The organism is Ochrobactrum teleogrylli, from assembly GCF_037482325.1.
Taxonomy (GTDB): Bacteria; Pseudomonadota; Alphaproteobacteria; order Rhizobiales; family Rhizobiaceae; genus Brucella; species Brucella teleogrylli.
This window is the reverse complement of record NZ_JBBHKQ010000003.1, coordinates 156,435-172,490: the sequence shown is the minus strand read 5'-3', so window position 1 is coordinate 172,490 and position 16,056 is coordinate 156,435. Positions and strand designations below refer to the sequence as shown.

Genomic DNA, 16,056 nt, shown 5'->3' with positions numbered 1-16,056 from the left:
TTCTAGTTATTAATCGGAAACACACATCGAAGTTGTTCGGATTTTCGTCGCAAGCTGCTCCGCCCGCTCCAAGGCCGCAACGTCGAGGCCCGTCGAATAACCTTTGTTCTCCAGATGATTGACCAGCAACAATGTGCTTAGATTTCCAGCTGCTCCCGGTGCGTATGGACATCCCCCAAGACCGCCAATAGCGCTGTCGAAAACGCGGATCCCATGTTCAAGCGCAACATCGATGTTCTCAAGTGCTCGATCATATGTATCGTGAAAGTGGCAAGCGAGTTGTTGCGGTTGAAGTTTCTGGCCGACAACCCATAGCATCTTATGAACGCTATCTGGCGAAGCTCGCCCAATCGTATCTGCCAGGGAGATTTCGGTGCAGCCCAAATCCGCAAGTTTGCCCGCGATATCCGCGACCGCGTGCGGCTCAACCGCGCCTTCAAAGGGACATTCAACGGCGCAGGAAACGTATCCACGCAATCGCACGCCACTGTTGCGCGCCAGGTCGGCAACCGGTTGAAACCTCTTGATACTCTCATCTATTGAGCAGTTTATGTTCTTTCTGGCAAAGCTCTCCGACGCGCTCGTAAATACCGCAAGTTCCTCGACACCTATCTCCAACGCGGCATGGGCACCACGCTCATTTGGTGTCAACACCGACCGGACCAATCCTTCCGCCGGAGGAGTCCCACGCAATACAGCTTTATGATCCGCCATCTGCGGCACCCATTGCGGGGAAACGAAAGCCGTAACTTCCAGCCGCGTCAACCCGGCCGCACACAGACAGGAAATAAGCTCCAGTTTCTCCTTCATCGACACGATACGCTTTTCATTTTGCAAGCCATCGCGGGGGCCGACCTCAACTATCGTGACGTCAGCCATCAACTATCCTTTCCCCGCGCGGCAAAAGCCGCCAAGCTCTTCTTGGCTTCGTCACTGGTAAAGGTACGCTGCCCAATTCTTGCTTCTTCGCGGAAAGCATCGAGGATAGGAAGATCCGGCAATGTTAGTGCCGCTTCCTTTATGGCCTGTACCGCAGTCGGACTAAAGCTGGCCAGACGACGAGCCATATCTATAGCGGTTGCCTCAACATCATCGGAAGGCTCGATACGATTGACGATGCCCCGTTCACGCATATCCGATGCAGAAAAGCGTTCCGCAGCGAGCATTATCTCCATCGCATGCGCATATCCGATCTGACGCACCAAACGGACCAGAGTGCCTCCCGCCGGAACGAACCCGTGCCGGACCTCAGGAAGCTGAAACACGGCGTCCTGCGAAGCTATCCGTATGTCCGTAGCCAGCATGAGTTCGAAACCCGCACCCATGCAGACACCTTGGACCGCGCTTACTATCGGCTTATTAAACCCCGCATATTTGATATGTGCCGGGTCCCAGGCCGAAATATCGAACCGATCAGATGCAAGAGCGGGAATCGATTCCTTGAGATCCGCGCCTGCACAAAAGGCGCGCGTTCCCTCGCCACACAGAACCACCGAATGAATTTCTGAATCTGTATTGGCGCGCTGAAAAGCGGCGCCTAGATCGTCATACATCGACAGCGTCAGTGAGTTGAGTTTTTCGGGCCGGTTAATCCGGATGATCGCGACGTGACCGTCCTTCGTGAAGTCGATCGTCCCCATCAGATTGCACCTTGATCTTTCAATCGGGCCACCTCTTCGGGTGAAACGCCCAGAAGTTCTGTCAGAATACGGGCGCTGTGCTCTCCGGGCGACGGAGCCTTCTCATACCGGAGACTATCCATGCCAGAGAGCTTGATTGGCAGTCCGAACATTTTGACCAGCTGGTCCCCCATGGGAACGTCAACAATCATCTCACGCGCTGCAATATGAGGATCTTCGACAACCTCTGCGATGGTCTTGATTGCACTTAGGGGAACCCGGTCTCCCGCCATTTCCTCAAGTTCGGCTTTGGTATATTGACTAAACCATTCATTGAGGAGCGGCTTGACGACTGTCTCCGAAATCTTTGGATCGAACCGCTTCTCCATAGTGTCGATTTGCGGGTCCCTGGCCTTTTCAGGCTGGCCGAACAACTCACACGTGATGGACCAGAATTTGTCTGTATAACCTCCAAAGAACACGTAACCGTCCTTGCAGGGAAACTGACCATAAGGGCTAACGAACGGATGATCATTACCCAGAGGCACGGCCACCTCTTTTTGAGTCGTGTAGCGAACCACTGCATTTTCAGTCAGAGTCAGGATAGAATCTTGTTGCGACACATCCACGACCTGACCCCTGCCGGTTTTTTCAGCTTCTCGCAGAGCTGCTACTGTCCCAATAGCGGCGTAAAGCGATGCAGCCAGATCGCCGATGATAGTGCCAACTCGTACGGGTGGCCGATCAGGATAGCCATTCATCGACCACAAGCCACCCGCCGCCTGCCCTGTATTGTCATATGCAGGCTTCGATGAGTTGGGACCCGACCGGCCGAAGCCGCTAATGGCGGTATAAACGAGCTTGGGGTTGATGGTGCCAAGCGTGTCGTACCCCAACCCCAACCTGTCCATGGTGCCGGGACGGAAGTTTTCGATCAATATGTCCGCCTGCTCAACCAATTGTTTGAGCAGGCGTTTTCCGTCTTCAGATTTCAAATTGATCGACAAACCGAGTTTGTTGCGATTGTACTGTGAGAAGAATGCGCTTAACTGCGCCTCTCCAGAAGAGACAAATGGTGGGAACGTCCGAGCATAATCCGGTTCGCTGGGATGCTCTATCTTGATAACGGTCGCGCCCATGTCCGCCAGGAGCATTGCACAAAACGGCCCCGCGACGACCCGTGTCACATCGAGAACGATTACCCCCGACAAAGGACCAGTCCTCTTAGCAAGAACAGGGCTGTTTTCTCGATCAGTACTCATTGGGGCCTCCATATCTGCCAGGCGCGTATCAAATTGGTCCCTGGCTCGTTGCACTTCGCACCATTTGCATGGATTCGTCTGTCCACGCCATCATGCGTTGCGCATGCTTTCGAGCAATTCTTTAGCACGATCGACACGGACATCATGGTCAGCGGCGAGAGCGGTCGCAACCTTGTCAACTTCCTCGCCAATCGCTCCGGCAACAATTGCAATATTGCGGGCATGCAATGCCATATGCCCCTTCTGGATGCCTTCCGTGGCCAGAGCCCGAAGCGCGGCCATATTTTGTGCCAACCCGACTGCCACCGTGACTTCGGCAAATTCCTGAGCGGTCTGCACGCCGAGAATTTTTAGCGCCGCGCGAGCGGCGGGATGCGTTTTGGTAGCGCCCCCTACCAAGCCCAACGCCATAGGCATTTCAAGTGTGCCTATAAGGTTCCCTGCTGCATCGATTTCCCAGTGGGTGAGCGAAGTGTACCGGCCCGAGCGCGACGCCCATACATGAGCTCCAGCTTCAATCGCACGCCAATCGTTTCCGGTGGCGACGACGATTGGATCAATACCGTTCATTATCCCCTTATTATGGGTGGCGGCGCGGTAGGGATCTACAACTGCGAAAGCACAAGCCTCTACAATACCTCTGGCGATTCTCTCGCCACCATATTCAGGGGTTTTCAATGCTTCCGGCGTCAGGGACACCATTGCACGCGCCAGACGGAGATCAGCGTAATTGGAAAGAATACGGAGTCGGACCTCACCGCCGGTTATTTTTTCGATCAGCGGCCCCACGGTTTCGGCCATCGTATTGACCGTGTTCGCACCCATTGCATCGCGAACATCCACAATCAGATGAACGGCAACCATAGGGCCGACCTGCGTGTCCTCAAAGATATGAACTTCAATATCTTTGCAGCCGCCGCCGAGCGAAATCAACACCTTGTCCTTCGCGTTGGCCACCGTAATAATCGCCTCACGCTCCTGCAACACCCGGATTCGCGCGCTATACGGATCGCTCAGCTTCAGTACCTGCACCTGGGCCCGCATGAGTGGGCCAGTGCTTGAGGTCTGGAACCCACCGCATTTGCGTGCTATCCGCGCCATATAGGACGCAGCCGCAACGACTGATGGCTCTTCTACTGCCATCGGGATAAGGTAATCCCGTCCATTTATGGTAAAATTTGTGGCGACACCTATCGGCAGTTCAAATACGCCGATGACATTCTCAATCATCCCATTGGCGAGATCGACCGGCAGGCCGGCATGTGAGAAGACGTCCGCCTCCTCATTCGACAGCGACACTGCATCCGCGACTTTGACCAATCGTGCGGCGGGAGAGAGATTCCGCATATTCTCCAAACGAGAATTAATGTCCTGTCGCGATGCTTTCACGTTTAAATCAGCCAATGCTGCCTCCCGGAAGAAGTTCCTCTTGAAAGTTTTATGGGCAATTTGTTACCCTTATGAAAAGGTACAGTTTTTAATTATTGTCACCAACTGTACCAGCATGGAGATAGCATGCCCTCTACAAATGGCTTGAGCACCTCTGCGGTCACGCTTGTGGAAACAATCACTGCCCGTTTGAAGGAACAGATAGTTTCCGGCGCTTTGCCATATGGATGTCGGCTGCTTTCCGTTCGCAAGGCGGCGGACGAATTCAATGTGTCAAAAAATACAGTTGTGGAGGCTTACGACCGGCTTGTCGCCGGAGGGTTCATTGCCGCACGCAAGGGATCTGGATTTACGGTTGTTTTCGAGCCTGATACGGCAAATAACCAACGCCCGAAACATGTGGCGGAAGCGGTGGACATCGCTTCTCTTCTTAGCGCTCAGCTTGATCAGAGCTTTCAAATTCGGGTAGGAGACGGACGGCCGCCGCCAGCATGGACAGAACAATCGGAAATCAAACGACACCTCACAATCCATGACCGGTCATTGACCACCGATTCCGATGCCTACGGATCAGCGCTGGGTTTTCCGCTGTTAAGGCAAAAGATCGCCCATCGACTGAAAAACCAGCACATTCGCGCAGGCGAGGAAAATGTATTATTGAGTTTTGGCGCCAATCATGCGCTAGACCTTATCATTCGCGGACTTCTATCAGCTGGGGATACAGTCCTTGTTGACGATCCGGGTTATTACCCACTGTTTGCTAAACTTGCCTTGGCGCAGATACGTATGGTGGGTGTACGCCGCACACCCGAAGGACCGGACGTCAATGACTTTAACGAGAAGCTCAAATCAGAGCGACCAAAGATGTTCTTCACCCAATCGCTGGGGCATAATCCAATGGGCGGTTCGATTACCTTACCGGTCGCCCATGCGGTACTTGCCGCGGCGAGTGCCCATGATATCCTGATAGTCGAAGACGATCCATTTTGTGACTTGCCGCTTCCGGCACATCGCCTGGTCACTCTTGATCAAGTCAATCGCGTTATTTCGGTTGGGACATTTTCGAAGACATTGTCAGCAAGTTTGCGTTCAGGTTTTATCGTCGCGCGAGAGGATATCATCGTGGCACTCACCGAATTGAAGATGCTGACCACAGTCAACAGTTCGGGTCATATCGAGCGATTGCTTCACCGATTGATTGCAGACGGCCATTACGACCGGCATTTGAAACGCCTTTGGCAGAGGATTGAGACGGCTTCACACGCATTCCAGCATAGAATCGACCAAGCCGGCTGGCAATGTTTTGCAGATAGCCTTGGGGGGTATTACAAATATCTACTTTTGCCGGCAGGCGTCAGCGATATCGAATTGGCCCGAGCGGGCGCTAAGGAAAGCATTTTCATAGCACCTGGCAGCGTGTTTTGTATCGACAAACAAAATCCCCTGGGCAGAGGCATCCGCATTAACGTGTCCCGAGCACAGGACATGAGGTTTTACGATTTTCTGTTACGAATGCTTTGATTCAAGGGCAATACAAGACTGAGTATTGTAGGTAAAAAAATCGGTTTTGTTGCAAATTAACCTTACAAGTACGCTTTATTTTCTTGAATAATGAAACACGCTGTTGGTGTGCGGTAAAGCTCGCGTTGGATGGCGGCGTTGACATCATCTAACACGCGACAGCGATTGGTGCATGAGCGAAAGATCGTGGTGACGACCTTGTCGCAGATTCACTTCCATCGACAGGCTTATGAAAAATTCCATTATCCCGATTGGGAAAGGGCTGTTTACGAACGCCACTGGGAATATATGCTGCGCGATTGCCAGCTCGGTTTGAAAAGTGGTGTACGATTTACGCTGGCACTGCCATAGCCTCAGAAGTATTGGGCACAAAAATCGACACCGGAACGCTGGAGACTGGGAAATTAGCCGATATCATCACTGTGGAGGGCGATCCTACAACTGATATAAAGAGACTCTTTTCGCCTTCCTTCGTGATGAAAATCGGCAAGAATTTCGCTAGTAGAAATAGTAACTTATGTGCTGGATCACAAGATGCAACTAAGGCTTAATTCCAAACTTGCTGCAAAGATTAGATCGGACGTTTGATAGTCTCTCGATTGAATCTGGTCTCTTTTCCATTCCCGCTGTCACTATGCGATAGCGCGATTGAACATTGCCAATTGGGATGCTTATCACCAGATGAGCACCCAATATTGTCCGCATAACAATTCTATTCTATTTTCGCTAGGCGACCTGACAGCTTCGAACAATATATGGCGCGATTAGATCTTGGGAAATGTCTATACCCAAACCAGGCGTACTGGGAACTGGCAACGTGCCATCAGCCCCGACGCGGGGTCGCCCCACCAAATCCAGAAGAGGATTTGGACCGACATCGTATTCCATGAACGGAAACGCAGTTCTGCCTCCTCGGTAGGCCGGGAGTGTCGCAGTCAGATGCAAGGCTGCCTGGAAATTCACGATGCTACCCCATACGTGCGGTATAAGTGGACGGCCATAGATATCGGCTAGAACGGCAACCTGCTCGACGCCATTGAAGCCGCCACAGATGGCAATATCCGGTTGCAGAACATCCATCACGCCTTCATTTAGAAATGGCAAGAAATCACGAGCCGAAGCAAAGGTTTCTCCGCCCGCTATGGCACATTTAATATGCGCTGATGCCTGCTTGTACCCTGCCAGATCAACTGGCACCGTCGGCTCCTCAATCCAGAGCGGCTGAGCCTCAGCAAGCAGTTCAAATGTCGAAATCGCATTGCGGACAGTGATTGATTGGTTGAAATCTATCATCAAGTCGCCGTCGCCGCCGATCATTTTGCGAACAGTCAGGGCTGCACTCGCATCGTCTGCAGGACGATAGCCGCTCCGCAGTTTAATCGACTTGAAGCCATCGGCGAGGTAGCTTTCCACATCACGCTCGAAATCCCGATAAGGGTGCCCGCCGGGCTTAAAGAAAGGCCCGCTCGCGTAAGTCGGCACCCGATCCCGGCGCGCGCCTCCCAACAAAACATGGAGAGGAATACCTTGCTGCTTGGCAGCAAGGTCGTGAATTGCCATATCGAGAGCCGATATCGCCATCATGGCGACGCCGCTCCTCGTTTCGAATGGCCGGCACATATCCTGCCAGATACGACGATAGTGCTGCGCATCTTGTCCAAGTACATGCGGGGCCAGATTGACTTCAATCAGACTGGCGGCGGCGGTTGGCAATGCCCAGGTTTCGCCCCAGCCACTATCCGAGCCTGCTACTACTTCTACAAGCAGCGTTTCTCGCCGGTCGAAGAACACCTTGGCATTACCGATCGGTTCAGCGAGGGGTGCACTCAGATGGTAAAGTCGAATTTCGTTGATTTTCACGCTTTTTCTCTCGTACCGTGTTGAGCTTGCGACGCGTGCAGCATTTCACGCATGGACTTGCCGAGGATCAGAATAGCGCCTGCGGTCACGACCATCGCAAATGCAAGGAACAGCAGTGAGCCTTGGAAGCCGCCCGTTGTATCCCTGACCCAGCCAATGATTGTCGGACCAAAGAAGCCACCGGTGCTCCCGACTGAATTGATCAATGCGATCCCTGCGGCGGCTGCACTTCCGGTCAGCAAGGTCGAGGGGAAAATCCAGATATTCGGCGATGCTCCACCGATACCCGCCGCGCCGATGGTAAGACCGATGAGGTTGACCACGGGCGATGTAGCAAAAGCGGCCAGCGCAAAGCCGAAAGCACTGACGATGAATGGCCCGGCTGCATGCCACACGCGCTCGCCGGTACGGTCAGCACTGCGACCGACCAGAATCATGGCTGCAGCCATAAAAATCGACGGGATAGCGACGACGAAGCTCGTTTGCAGATTGCTCAGACCGAATGATTTGACGAATTGCGGCATCCAGATCGCAATACCGGTTGTTCCCATGACCAGACCCACTGCGATAAGGCACATGAGGAGAACACGTGGATCGCGCAGGGCTTTGCCAATAGTGAATTTCTCGGTCGCTTCGCGTGCGTCGCGCTCTTTGGCGATGCGAGAACTCAGTATTCTCTTTTCGTCAGTTGACAGAAAAGTGGCTTTATCAGGTGAATCTGGAAGCCACAAGAAGACCACAAAGCCCATCACGATGGCAGGGATTGCCTCGATGACGAACATCCACTGCCAGCCGCTGAGACCTGCAACGCCGTTCATATATTCGAGAATAAAGCCCGACAGTGGCGCGCCGATGACGGAAGAAAATGGCACGGCAATATTGAACGTCGCAAACATGCGAGCACGATATTCTGCTGGAAACCAGAGTGTCATGAAAAAGATGATGCCCGGAAAGAACCCAGCTTCCGCAGCACCCAACAGAACGCGGACAACATAGAAACTCGTCGGGTTCCAAACGAAGGCAGTTGCTGCGGAAAGTATTCCCCACGTGATCAGAATTCTGGCAATCCAGCGGCGCGCCCCGACTTTCGCGAGAACCAGATTACTCGGCAGTTCGAATACAATATAGCCAAGAAAAAATATGCCTGCCCCGAAGCCAAACTGGGCTGCCGTGAACCCCAGATCCTGATTCATGGTCAGCGAAGCGAACCCGATATTCACCCGATCCAGGAACGCCGCAAAGTAACATATCATGATGATGGGCAGGATTCGCCATGCCGCTTTTCTGATGACTGCTTTTTCAGTTGTCATTGATCCTCTCCTCCTGAGACAGAAGCAGACCGATAGCAACTATTGCTATATCTGATCAAATCTGAATATCTGAGGAGGTAATATCAGGATTTCAAATGATGCGATTGACTTTCTCTCAGCTGGAAACGTTCTACTGGGTTTCACAACTTGGCTCAGTTCATAAGGCTGCCAATCACTTGAATATTGCGCAGCCAACGGCTTCACTCCGTCTGAAGGAATTACGTGACGCGTTACAAACGGATTTGTTTGAGCGGAATGGTAGCGGGCTCGTCGTCACGCCGGACGGCAAGGCCTTGCTCCCACATATTTCCACTATCATGAACGAAATTGCTGAGATCAGACAAAAGAATACCGCCCTGCCCTTAGTGGGACCCGTGCGCGTTGGACTGGCTGAAGGCTTTGCCGTCAATTGTCTTCCGCCACTATTAGATACCTTGCAACAGGAACATCCACAACTAACTCCAGAATGGAGCATATCCATCAGCACCGGCCTGGAAGCTGCAATTTTGGAAGACAGGCTTGATCTGGCTGTTATTCTCAACCCCACAGGGCATGAGAAAATGACCCTGCAGCCGCTGGGTGTGCAACCCACCACATGGGTCATTCCATCAGCGTGGCATATATCTCAGCCCGTGACGCCAAAGGATTTATGGTTGCGCCCTGTCGTCACCAATCCGGCACCTTCCGCGATGTATCGACAGGTGACCGGATGGTTCGCCGCCGAGGCCCTGTTTCCCTCACAGGTTAGCATTTGTACCAGCGTTGCCGTGATCGCAGAACTTGTCGCCGGAGGATTGGGCGCGGCAATACTCCCTGTTCGCATGGCGGAACGATATGTGAAAGACGGTGGAATGCGCATGGTCGCAACCCATCCGCCCGTAGAGAACGGTCGCCTTTTCATCGCTTCCAGAACAGGCGTCGAGGACACAAAGGTGATCGCCGTGAGCCGGATCATACGCAAGATCATTCAAGATCTCGATTATGTTGGCATCGGCACCAGAACCCACGTCTAAGATCATGTTGTTTGCACTAAGGCTCTCTGTCCGGTTACCGATTCCTGAAATCACGTCAGGATTCTCAATTGACAGGGGAGAAGTCTGGTTGATCTGATTGCCAGTCAGAATCACTTCATACGGTACGAAGTTTGCTACTGCGGGCAGGAAATAACCTGATTTGGAGGATCGGCTGCTCGTTTTCATCTGTTTGTATGGAGAGCCAAGTATAGCTCTTACACACAGCATTTCTGGTGATTCACAAAAGCTATCGCTAACTTTAACGTCACTAGAAATTATGCATACCAAAGCTGGTCATGCACTGGCGCGGATCATTAGCTTCCCGGGCAACAAGCGGCTAAAGCCATCGTCGGACGGTCTGAGACTATCATCGCTGATAATATGAATTGCTTCCTGAACCATGCGTTCAATGGGCTGGCGAACTGTACTGAGGCGATAAGATGTCCACGCTGCCATCGGAATATCATCGAATCCTACGACAGCTATGTCCTCTCCGACAACCATACCACGTTCCTTGATTGCATCAATTGCAGCGAGCGCCATGATGTCATTACAGCAGAAAATGGCGTCGGGGGACCCTGGCTTGATAAGCAGGGACAGGGTGACTCCATAGGCCACATTGTAATTGAAGTCACCTGAGACCTCACCATAAAGGTTTAATCCCGCCTCCTTGAGCTCATCACGAAATCCACGCGCCCTCTCCTGATGGGTCGAGGTATTGGTAAGACCCCCGATGAAAGCAATATGCTGACGGCCTCGTTTGAGAAGGAGACGCGCTGCGTCACGACCGCCGCTATAATTATCACACGAGATCGTGTGCGCGCGAACGTCGCGCTGGACACGATTGAGGAGGACCACCTTGATCCCGTGCTGACGGCAGGCGCGCGCCATACCGGAGGTCAGACGGGTCGAGGTGACGATCACACCTGAGGGCCGGGCGGCGATGATCTGCGCGATCAGGGCATCCACGTCTTCCCGTGCTGGTACGGCATAAACCAGCAACTGACGCCCACTCGATTGCAACTGCCGGGCAAGCGTATCCAGAACCACCGGATAGAAGGGATTGAGCAGATCGCCAGCAACAAGTGTTACCGTGTCCTTGGCGATGGCCTGTGCCGTACGGCGAGCCGGACTGATATAGCCAAGTTTCTCGGCAATCATCAGGATACGTTTGCGTTTAGTCTCATCTAACGGCGCACCCGGAGTAAAGGCACGCGAAACAGCAGAGAGCGACACACCTGCAGCATGCGCGACTTGCTTGGCGGTTGGCTTCATCGTCTTCTCTCGTGAAAATTTTTCAGTCTACTGATGAAAACTTGCAGGCCCAGTAAATAGCACGGTAAAACGTTGGTGCAAAGGGAGACTAGCCAATGAGCATTACCTATCTCAAGCGAGGCAAGCCAGCATCCGAGCGAGCCGAGGATGATGCTAAAGTTCGAATGACCGTAGAAACGACACTGAAAGATATTGAAACACGCGGCGACGGTGCAGTGCGCGAACTGTCTGCAAAGTTCGATAAATTCTCACCTCCGTCCTTCCGCCTCAGCATTTCTGAGATTGAAGCGGCGATGAGTAAAGTTTCGGCAAGCGACATGGCCGATATAGAATTCGCTCAAGCGCAGATCAGACGTTTTGCCGAAGCGCAAAAGGCGTCCATGCGCGATATCGAAATCGAAACACTCCCGGGTGTCATTCTCGGGCATCGCAATATTCCAGTCCAGTCCGTCGGCTGCTACGTACCGGGCGGGAAATTCCCGATGGTCGCTTCTGCTCATATGTCGGTACTGACCGCCTCCGTGGCGGGCGTTCCGCGCATCGTGGCGTCCGCTCCACCGCAGAAGGGCGAGCCGCATCCTGCTATCGTCGCCGCGATGCACAAGGCGGGCGCGCACGAAATCTATGTTCTCGGCGGCATGCAGGCAGTTGGGGCAATGGCACTTGGCACCGAAACAATCAAACCCGTCGATATGCTGGTCGGTCCTGGCAATGCCTTTGTGGCCGAGGCCAAGCGGCAGCTTTACGGTCGTGTGGGCATTGATCTCTTCGCTGGCCCTACGGAAACAATGGTCATTGCAGACGAAACAGTCGACGCGGAAATCTGCGCCACGGACCTCCTTGGTCAGGCCGAACACGGATATAATTCTCCGGCCGTCCTTGTCACCAATTCGGAGACGCTCGCGCGCGACACAATAGCTGAGATTGATCGATTGCTCACCCTCTTGCCGACGGCAGAAACGGCTTCCATTTCCTGGCGGGATTATGGTGAGGTGATCGTCTGCGACACGTACGAGGAAATGCTCGAAGTAGCTAATGATATTGCCTCGGAACATGTTCAGGTGATGACGGATCGGGACGATTGGTTTCTGAAAAACATGCATTCCTATGGCGCGCTATTCCTCGGGCCGCGTACCAATGTCGCGAATGGCGACAAGGTTATCGGCACAAACCACACCTTGCCGACAAAGAAGGCCGGGCGTTATACGGGCGGGCTCTGGGTGGGCAAGTTCCTGAAAACCCATTCCTACCAGCGTATCACCACCGACGCCGCCGCCGCCGAAATCGGTGCCTATTGCTCGCGGCTTTGCATGCTGGAAGGTTTTGTCGGCCATGCCGAACAGGCGAATATTCGTGTGCGTCGGTATGGTGGTCAAAACGTTCCTTATGGCGTCGCCGCCGAATAGCGTGCTAAGCGCGGGCGCAACGCCGCCCGCGCATCCCTGAGTTAAAGTCGAGGCTAGATCCGATGAAACTTCCGAAAACCCCTTCGTTTCGACTGGACGGCAAGCGCGCGCTTGTGGCTGGCGCCTCGTCAGGCATAGGTCTCGGTGCGGCTGTTGCCATGGCGGAAGCTGGCGCTAACGTTGTTCTGGCCGCTCGCAGTGTCGACAAACTCACAGAAGCGGTCGATGCCATACGTGCCCAAGGATATTCAGCCGTGGCCCTTCCGCTGGATATCGCAAATTGCGAAGAAACAGAACGCCAGATCGCCCTCCATGGGCCGTTCGATATTCTTGTTAACAGTGCGGGACTCGCGTGTCATTCGCCAGCACTCGAAACGACTATTGCCGATTTCGACGCTGTTTTCGGCATCAATGTTCGCGGCTCCTATTTTCTGACGCGAGCAGTCGCCAAAGGTTTGATCCAGGAAAGCAAAGCGGGATCACTCATCAATATTTCGTCCCAGATGGCGCAGGTCGGAGGAATAGACCGCGCTGTCTACAGCGCTTCCAAGCACGCGGTCGAAGGCTTCACAAAGTCCATGGCCATCGAATGGGGCAAATTCGATATCCGCGTCAACACCATCTGCCCAACCTTCGTTCGCACACCGCTCACCGAACAAACTTTTGCCAATCCAGACCGCGTACGCTGGATTGAGGATAAGATCAAACTCGGTCGCCTCGCCAAGGTGGAGGACATCATGGCGGCCGTGCTCTATCTCGCGTCCGACGCATCATCGATGGTCACGGGAACCGCTCTCATGATCGACGGCGGGTGGACTGCCGATTAGAACGCGCTTTTTTCGAAAACCGTTTCACACTTTTTGGGCTGTGCTCCAACATGAAACTCAACCGAGGTCGGGTGGTGACAAAAGTACCACCCGTCGGCTTTTATCAGTTCGGGTTTCTTGATTTCATGAGCGGCATCACATTGGCGATGAAATCGGGGACGTCAGTCGCGAAGTCGGGGAAAGTCAGACAGACACCGTGCAGCCCTTGCTCCGCAAGACTATCAAGGTAAGCGGCCACTTTGGCGTAGGACCCCACAATGTAAGGAATCGACATGAAGGTGACCGTCGCGGGATCAAGCTTCAGATAGTCGGCGCGATTGACGTCCATACCCGACACGCGCAAAAATTCCTGAATTGCAACGTCATCCTTATTTGCCAGATAATGACCGCGTTCGCGCTCAGCCTCCTCGTCAGTCGGTGCAGCCAGCACGTTGAGAAGCGTGTAGGAGCGAACTGTCCGCCCCTGCTCAGCAGCAAGTCCCGAAATCTTTTCGACAACGTCGCGTAATTGCTCGGGTGTATCGTTCATCCGACCAACGAAAGAAAAATCGGCCTGTTTCGAGACAAATTTCAGCGCGCCTTCCGACTGGCCTGCACAAACGACAGGCAGCGGATAGGAAGGTTTGGGCCAGGACTTGCAGTCCGTGAGATTAAAGTGCTTGCCTTCGAAAGTCACACTTTCCTCACTCCAAAGACGCTTGAGAATGCTCAGATACTCGTCAGCATATTCGTAGCGGTTGAGATAATAGTCGTCGTCACTCCAAAGGCCCATCTGGGCATATTCAAACTTGTTCCACCCTGCCACGATATTGACACCAAAGCGCCCCTCGGAAACATCGGCAACCGTCGCCGCCATCTTTGCAAGCACAGCGGGATTCATCGTGCGGACAGCCACCGAAGCGTAAAGCTTGATCGTGCTTGTGACAGCGGCCAAAGCCGACATCAGGGTAAAAGACTCCAGCGCGGCATCCCAATGACCGGACTCGCCCCCATAGCCGCGCCATTTTACCTGGGACAGAACAAACTCGATGCCCCCCGCTTCCGCCGCCAGTGTGACGTCGCGATTGAGTTTATAACTTGCTTTGTTCTGCGGCGGTTCTCCCTTGGCCATAATCAATCCACCGCTGGTGCTGGGCAGAAATAAACCGAGTTCGAGATGCTTGGCCATGGTTGTTCCCTTCATTTTGGCATACGTATTCAGAATTTGGGCAAATCTGCTCCTTGTCAAGCCACATGAGAAATATTCAAACAGAGCATCAAGCGTAGCGATTTATCTTTATAAAACAAATGATTAAATTGAATTTACTGACGATATTACTCGAATGTGACCGCAAGTGCAGCCCGTAACATAGCGAAATAAACATATTGACAAGCACAAGCGGCAGATGAATGAATACGTATGCGAAAAGAAACCTGGTTTACAGGAAATAGAGGGAACTTCGAATGATAAACGATCGACGTAAGGCATTGCTGGTAACCGCGAGCTTCCTGCTGCTTTCGATGGCCTCAACGGTCTTGGCACGGGCGGACGAAACGAGCGACGGGGTGGCCCGCGCGACGGCAATCATCGAGGCGCACCGCAAACCGCCCGTCTACACACCTGCTGGTGAGGCTTACGACATTCAAGCCGTTGCCAAAGGCAAGTCAATGCTGTCGATCCCAAACACCAGTTCGAACCAGTTTCTCAAGGGGATCATCACTCGAGAAATTGCTGTAGGAAAAGAGATCGGCCTGAACGTCCGCGAGTGGGAAAATCAGGGTCAACCTAATCAGTGGGTACAGGGTATCGAATATGCCATACAGAACAAAATCGATATCGTTGATCTCATTTCCGGAGTAAACCCGGCAGTGGTTGAGCCGCAATTGCAGTCGGCGAAGGATGCGGGCGTCAAGGTTTTCACCTCGCATTTCTATGACCCATCACAACCTGCAAACAAACTTTTGGAAGGCGACTTGCCGGTCAGCTTTTACGGTCAGGGCTGGCTGCTTGGCAATTGGATGATCTACAAGACCAAGGGCGATGCCCACGCAATCGTGGTAAAGTCTGATGAGGTTCCTCCAACCGCACCGCTGGTCAAGGGTATTCACGACGCGTTTGAGAAGAACTGCCCTAAATGCACCATCGTGCAGGAAATCAATGTTGGCATTACGGAGTGGGGTACGAAAATCCAGCCATCGGTGCAGTCAGCGTTGATAGCCAAGCCGAACGCTAACTACGTCATTCCGATCTATGACAGCATGACGCAATTTGTCGTGCCGGCAATCGACCTCACGGGCAAGAGTGAGGCGGTAAAGATCGCGACCTCAAACGGAACGCCCTTTGTTCTCGACTTCATTCGTGAGGGCAAGGTCGAGATGGACATCGGTGAGAGTCTCGACTGGGTGGCCCGCGCCACCATCGACGGATACATGCGCAAGCTCGCCGGTCTGCCTATGCCTAAAGACATCGGCGTACCCTACTACATCTTCGACGCATCCAACGTTGAATCTGCGGGCGTGCCGGCCGAACCGAACAAAGGCTATGGCGAAGATTATGTGAAAGGTTTCAAAGAGACCTGGAAGATGCAGTGATCG

Annotated in this window: 14 protein-coding genes; 6 read left to right on the top strand and 8 right to left on the bottom strand. The window is 53.2% G+C overall.

The annotated features are described in order from the left end of the window. Positions 1–9: 9 nt before the first annotated feature. From WIX40_RS23440 to WIX40_RS23425, 4 genes are all read right to left on the bottom strand, one after another. Positions 10–879: a hydroxymethylglutaryl-CoA lyase gene (locus WIX40_RS23440; RefSeq protein ID WP_339442565.1), complete on the bottom strand. Its 870-nt coding sequence runs from the start codon at positions 877–879 to the stop codon at positions 10–12. Continuing rightward, positions 879–1,640 carry an enoyl-CoA hydratase/isomerase family protein gene (locus WIX40_RS23435; RefSeq protein WP_339442563.1) on the bottom strand — a complete coding sequence of 254 codons (762 nt, stop codon included), beginning with the start codon at positions 1,638–1,640 and terminating at the stop codon, positions 879–881. Before WIX40_RS23435 ends, WIX40_RS23440 begins: the two co-directional genes overlap by 1 nt. Beyond that, positions 1,640–2,881, bottom strand: a complete 1,242-nt coding sequence (locus WIX40_RS23430) for a CaiB/BaiF CoA transferase family protein (protein ID WP_339442561.1) — start codon at positions 2,879–2,881, stop codon at positions 1,640–1,642. Before WIX40_RS23430 ends, WIX40_RS23435 begins: the two co-directional genes overlap by 1 nt. A gap of 90 nt (positions 2,882–2,971) precedes the next feature. Further along, entirely contained in the window at positions 2,972–4,285 is a 1,314-nt protein-coding gene (locus WIX40_RS23425; protein WP_339442559.1) for a hydroxymethylglutaryl-CoA reductase, degradative, read from the bottom strand. 111 nt (positions 4,286–4,396) lie between these two features. Here WIX40_RS23425 and WIX40_RS23420 point away from each other — a divergent pair, with 111 nt between their 5' ends. Beyond that, positions 4,397–5,791, top strand: a complete 1,395-nt coding sequence (locus WIX40_RS23420) for an aminotransferase-like domain-containing protein (protein WP_339442557.1) — start codon at positions 4,397–4,399, stop codon at positions 5,789–5,791. Between the two features lie 138 nt (positions 5,792–5,929). Beyond that, positions 5,930–6,142 (top strand): hypothetical protein, encoded by a 213-nt coding sequence (locus WIX40_RS23415; protein WP_339442556.1) that lies wholly within the window; start codon positions 5,930–5,932, stop codon positions 6,140–6,142. A 375-nt stretch (positions 6,143–6,517) separates the two neighbouring features. On the opposite strand, the gene WIX40_RS23410 is transcribed toward WIX40_RS23415, so the two are convergent. Together WIX40_RS23410 and WIX40_RS23405 are read right to left on the bottom strand one after the other, a co-directional pair. After that, the gene (locus WIX40_RS23410; protein WP_339442554.1) at positions 6,518–7,651 is read right to left on the bottom strand and encodes a mandelate racemase/muconate lactonizing enzyme family protein; all 1,134 of its coding nucleotides are present in this window, start codon (positions 7,649–7,651) and stop codon (positions 6,518–6,520) included. After that, a complete protein-coding gene (locus WIX40_RS23405) occupies positions 7,648–9,000 on the bottom strand; it encodes an MFS transporter (protein ID WP_339442552.1) in 1,353 nt (450 codons plus the stop codon). The genes WIX40_RS23410 and WIX40_RS23405 overlap by 4 nt, the downstream gene beginning before the upstream one ends. Before the next feature lie 56 nt (positions 9,001–9,056). Here WIX40_RS23405 and WIX40_RS23400 point away from each other — a divergent pair, with 56 nt between their 5' ends. Then, a complete protein-coding gene (locus WIX40_RS23400) occupies positions 9,057–9,974 on the top strand; it encodes a LysR family transcriptional regulator (protein ID WP_339442551.1) in 918 nt (305 codons plus the stop codon). Positions 9,975–10,268: 294 nt separating this feature from the next. Here WIX40_RS23400 and WIX40_RS23395 read toward each other — a convergent pair whose 3' ends face one another. Then, positions 10,269–11,249 (bottom strand): LacI family DNA-binding transcriptional regulator, encoded by a 981-nt coding sequence (locus tag WIX40_RS23395; protein ID WP_339442549.1) that lies wholly within the window; start codon positions 11,247–11,249, stop codon positions 10,269–10,271. A 95-nt stretch (positions 11,250–11,344) separates the two neighbouring features. Here WIX40_RS23395 and hisD point away from each other — a divergent pair, with 95 nt between their 5' ends. Next, complete coding sequence (gene hisD, locus WIX40_RS23390) at positions 11,345–12,655, top strand: histidinol dehydrogenase (RefSeq protein ID WP_339442547.1); 1,311 nt, start codon at positions 11,345–11,347, stop codon at positions 12,653–12,655. Positions 12,656–12,717: 62 nt separating this feature from the next. Beyond that, positions 12,718–13,482 carry an SDR family NAD(P)-dependent oxidoreductase gene (locus WIX40_RS23385; protein ID WP_339442545.1) on the top strand — a complete coding sequence of 255 codons (765 nt, stop codon included), beginning with the start codon at positions 12,718–12,720 and terminating at the stop codon, positions 13,480–13,482. Positions 13,483–13,585: 103 nt separating this feature from the next. On the opposite strand, the gene WIX40_RS23380 is transcribed toward WIX40_RS23385, so the two are convergent. Further along, positions 13,586–14,650 (bottom strand): LLM class flavin-dependent oxidoreductase, encoded by a 1,065-nt coding sequence (locus WIX40_RS23380; RefSeq protein WP_339442544.1) that lies wholly within the window; start codon positions 14,648–14,650, stop codon positions 13,586–13,588. A gap of 275 nt (positions 14,651–14,925) precedes the next feature. On the opposite strand from WIX40_RS23380, the gene WIX40_RS23375 reads away from it, so the two are divergent. Further along, positions 14,926–16,053, top strand: a complete 1,128-nt coding sequence (locus tag WIX40_RS23375) for a sugar ABC transporter substrate-binding protein (RefSeq protein WP_339442543.1) — start codon at positions 14,926–14,928, stop codon at positions 16,051–16,053. Positions 16,054–16,056: the final 3 nt, after the last annotated feature.

Excerpts from the sequence above, each read along its gene's own strand:
- WIX40_RS23440 (WP_339442565.1), bottom strand. The coding sequence starts at position 879 with ATGGCTGACGTCACGATAGTTGAGGTCGGCCCCCGCGATGGCTTGCAA.
- WIX40_RS23435 (WP_339442563.1), bottom strand. The coding sequence starts at position 1,640 with ATGGGGACGATCGACTTCACGAAGGACGGTCACGTCGCGATCATCCGG.
- WIX40_RS23430 (WP_339442561.1), bottom strand. The coding sequence starts at position 2,881 with ATGAGTACTGATCGAGAAAACAGCCCTGTTCTTGCTAAGAGGACTGGT.
- WIX40_RS23420 (WP_339442557.1), top strand. The coding sequence starts at position 4,397 with ATGCCCTCTACAAATGGCTTGAGCACCTCTGCGGTCACGCTTGTGGAA.
- WIX40_RS23400 (WP_339442551.1), top strand. The coding sequence starts at position 9,057 with ATGATGCGATTGACTTTCTCTCAGCTGGAAACGTTCTACTGGGTTTCA.
- WIX40_RS23395 (WP_339442549.1), bottom strand. The coding sequence starts at position 11,249 with ATGAAGCCAACCGCCAAGCAAGTCGCGCATGCTGCAGGTGTGTCGCTC.
- hisD (WP_339442547.1), top strand. The coding sequence starts at position 11,345 with ATGAGCATTACCTATCTCAAGCGAGGCAAGCCAGCATCCGAGCGAGCC.
- WIX40_RS23385 (WP_339442545.1), top strand. The coding sequence starts at position 12,718 with ATGAAACTTCCGAAAACCCCTTCGTTTCGACTGGACGGCAAGCGCGCG.
- WIX40_RS23380 (WP_339442544.1), bottom strand. The coding sequence starts at position 14,650 with ATGGCCAAGCATCTCGAACTCGGTTTATTTCTGCCCAGCACCAGCGGT.
- WIX40_RS23375 (WP_339442543.1), top strand. The coding sequence starts at position 14,926 with ATGATAAACGATCGACGTAAGGCATTGCTGGTAACCGCGAGCTTCCTG.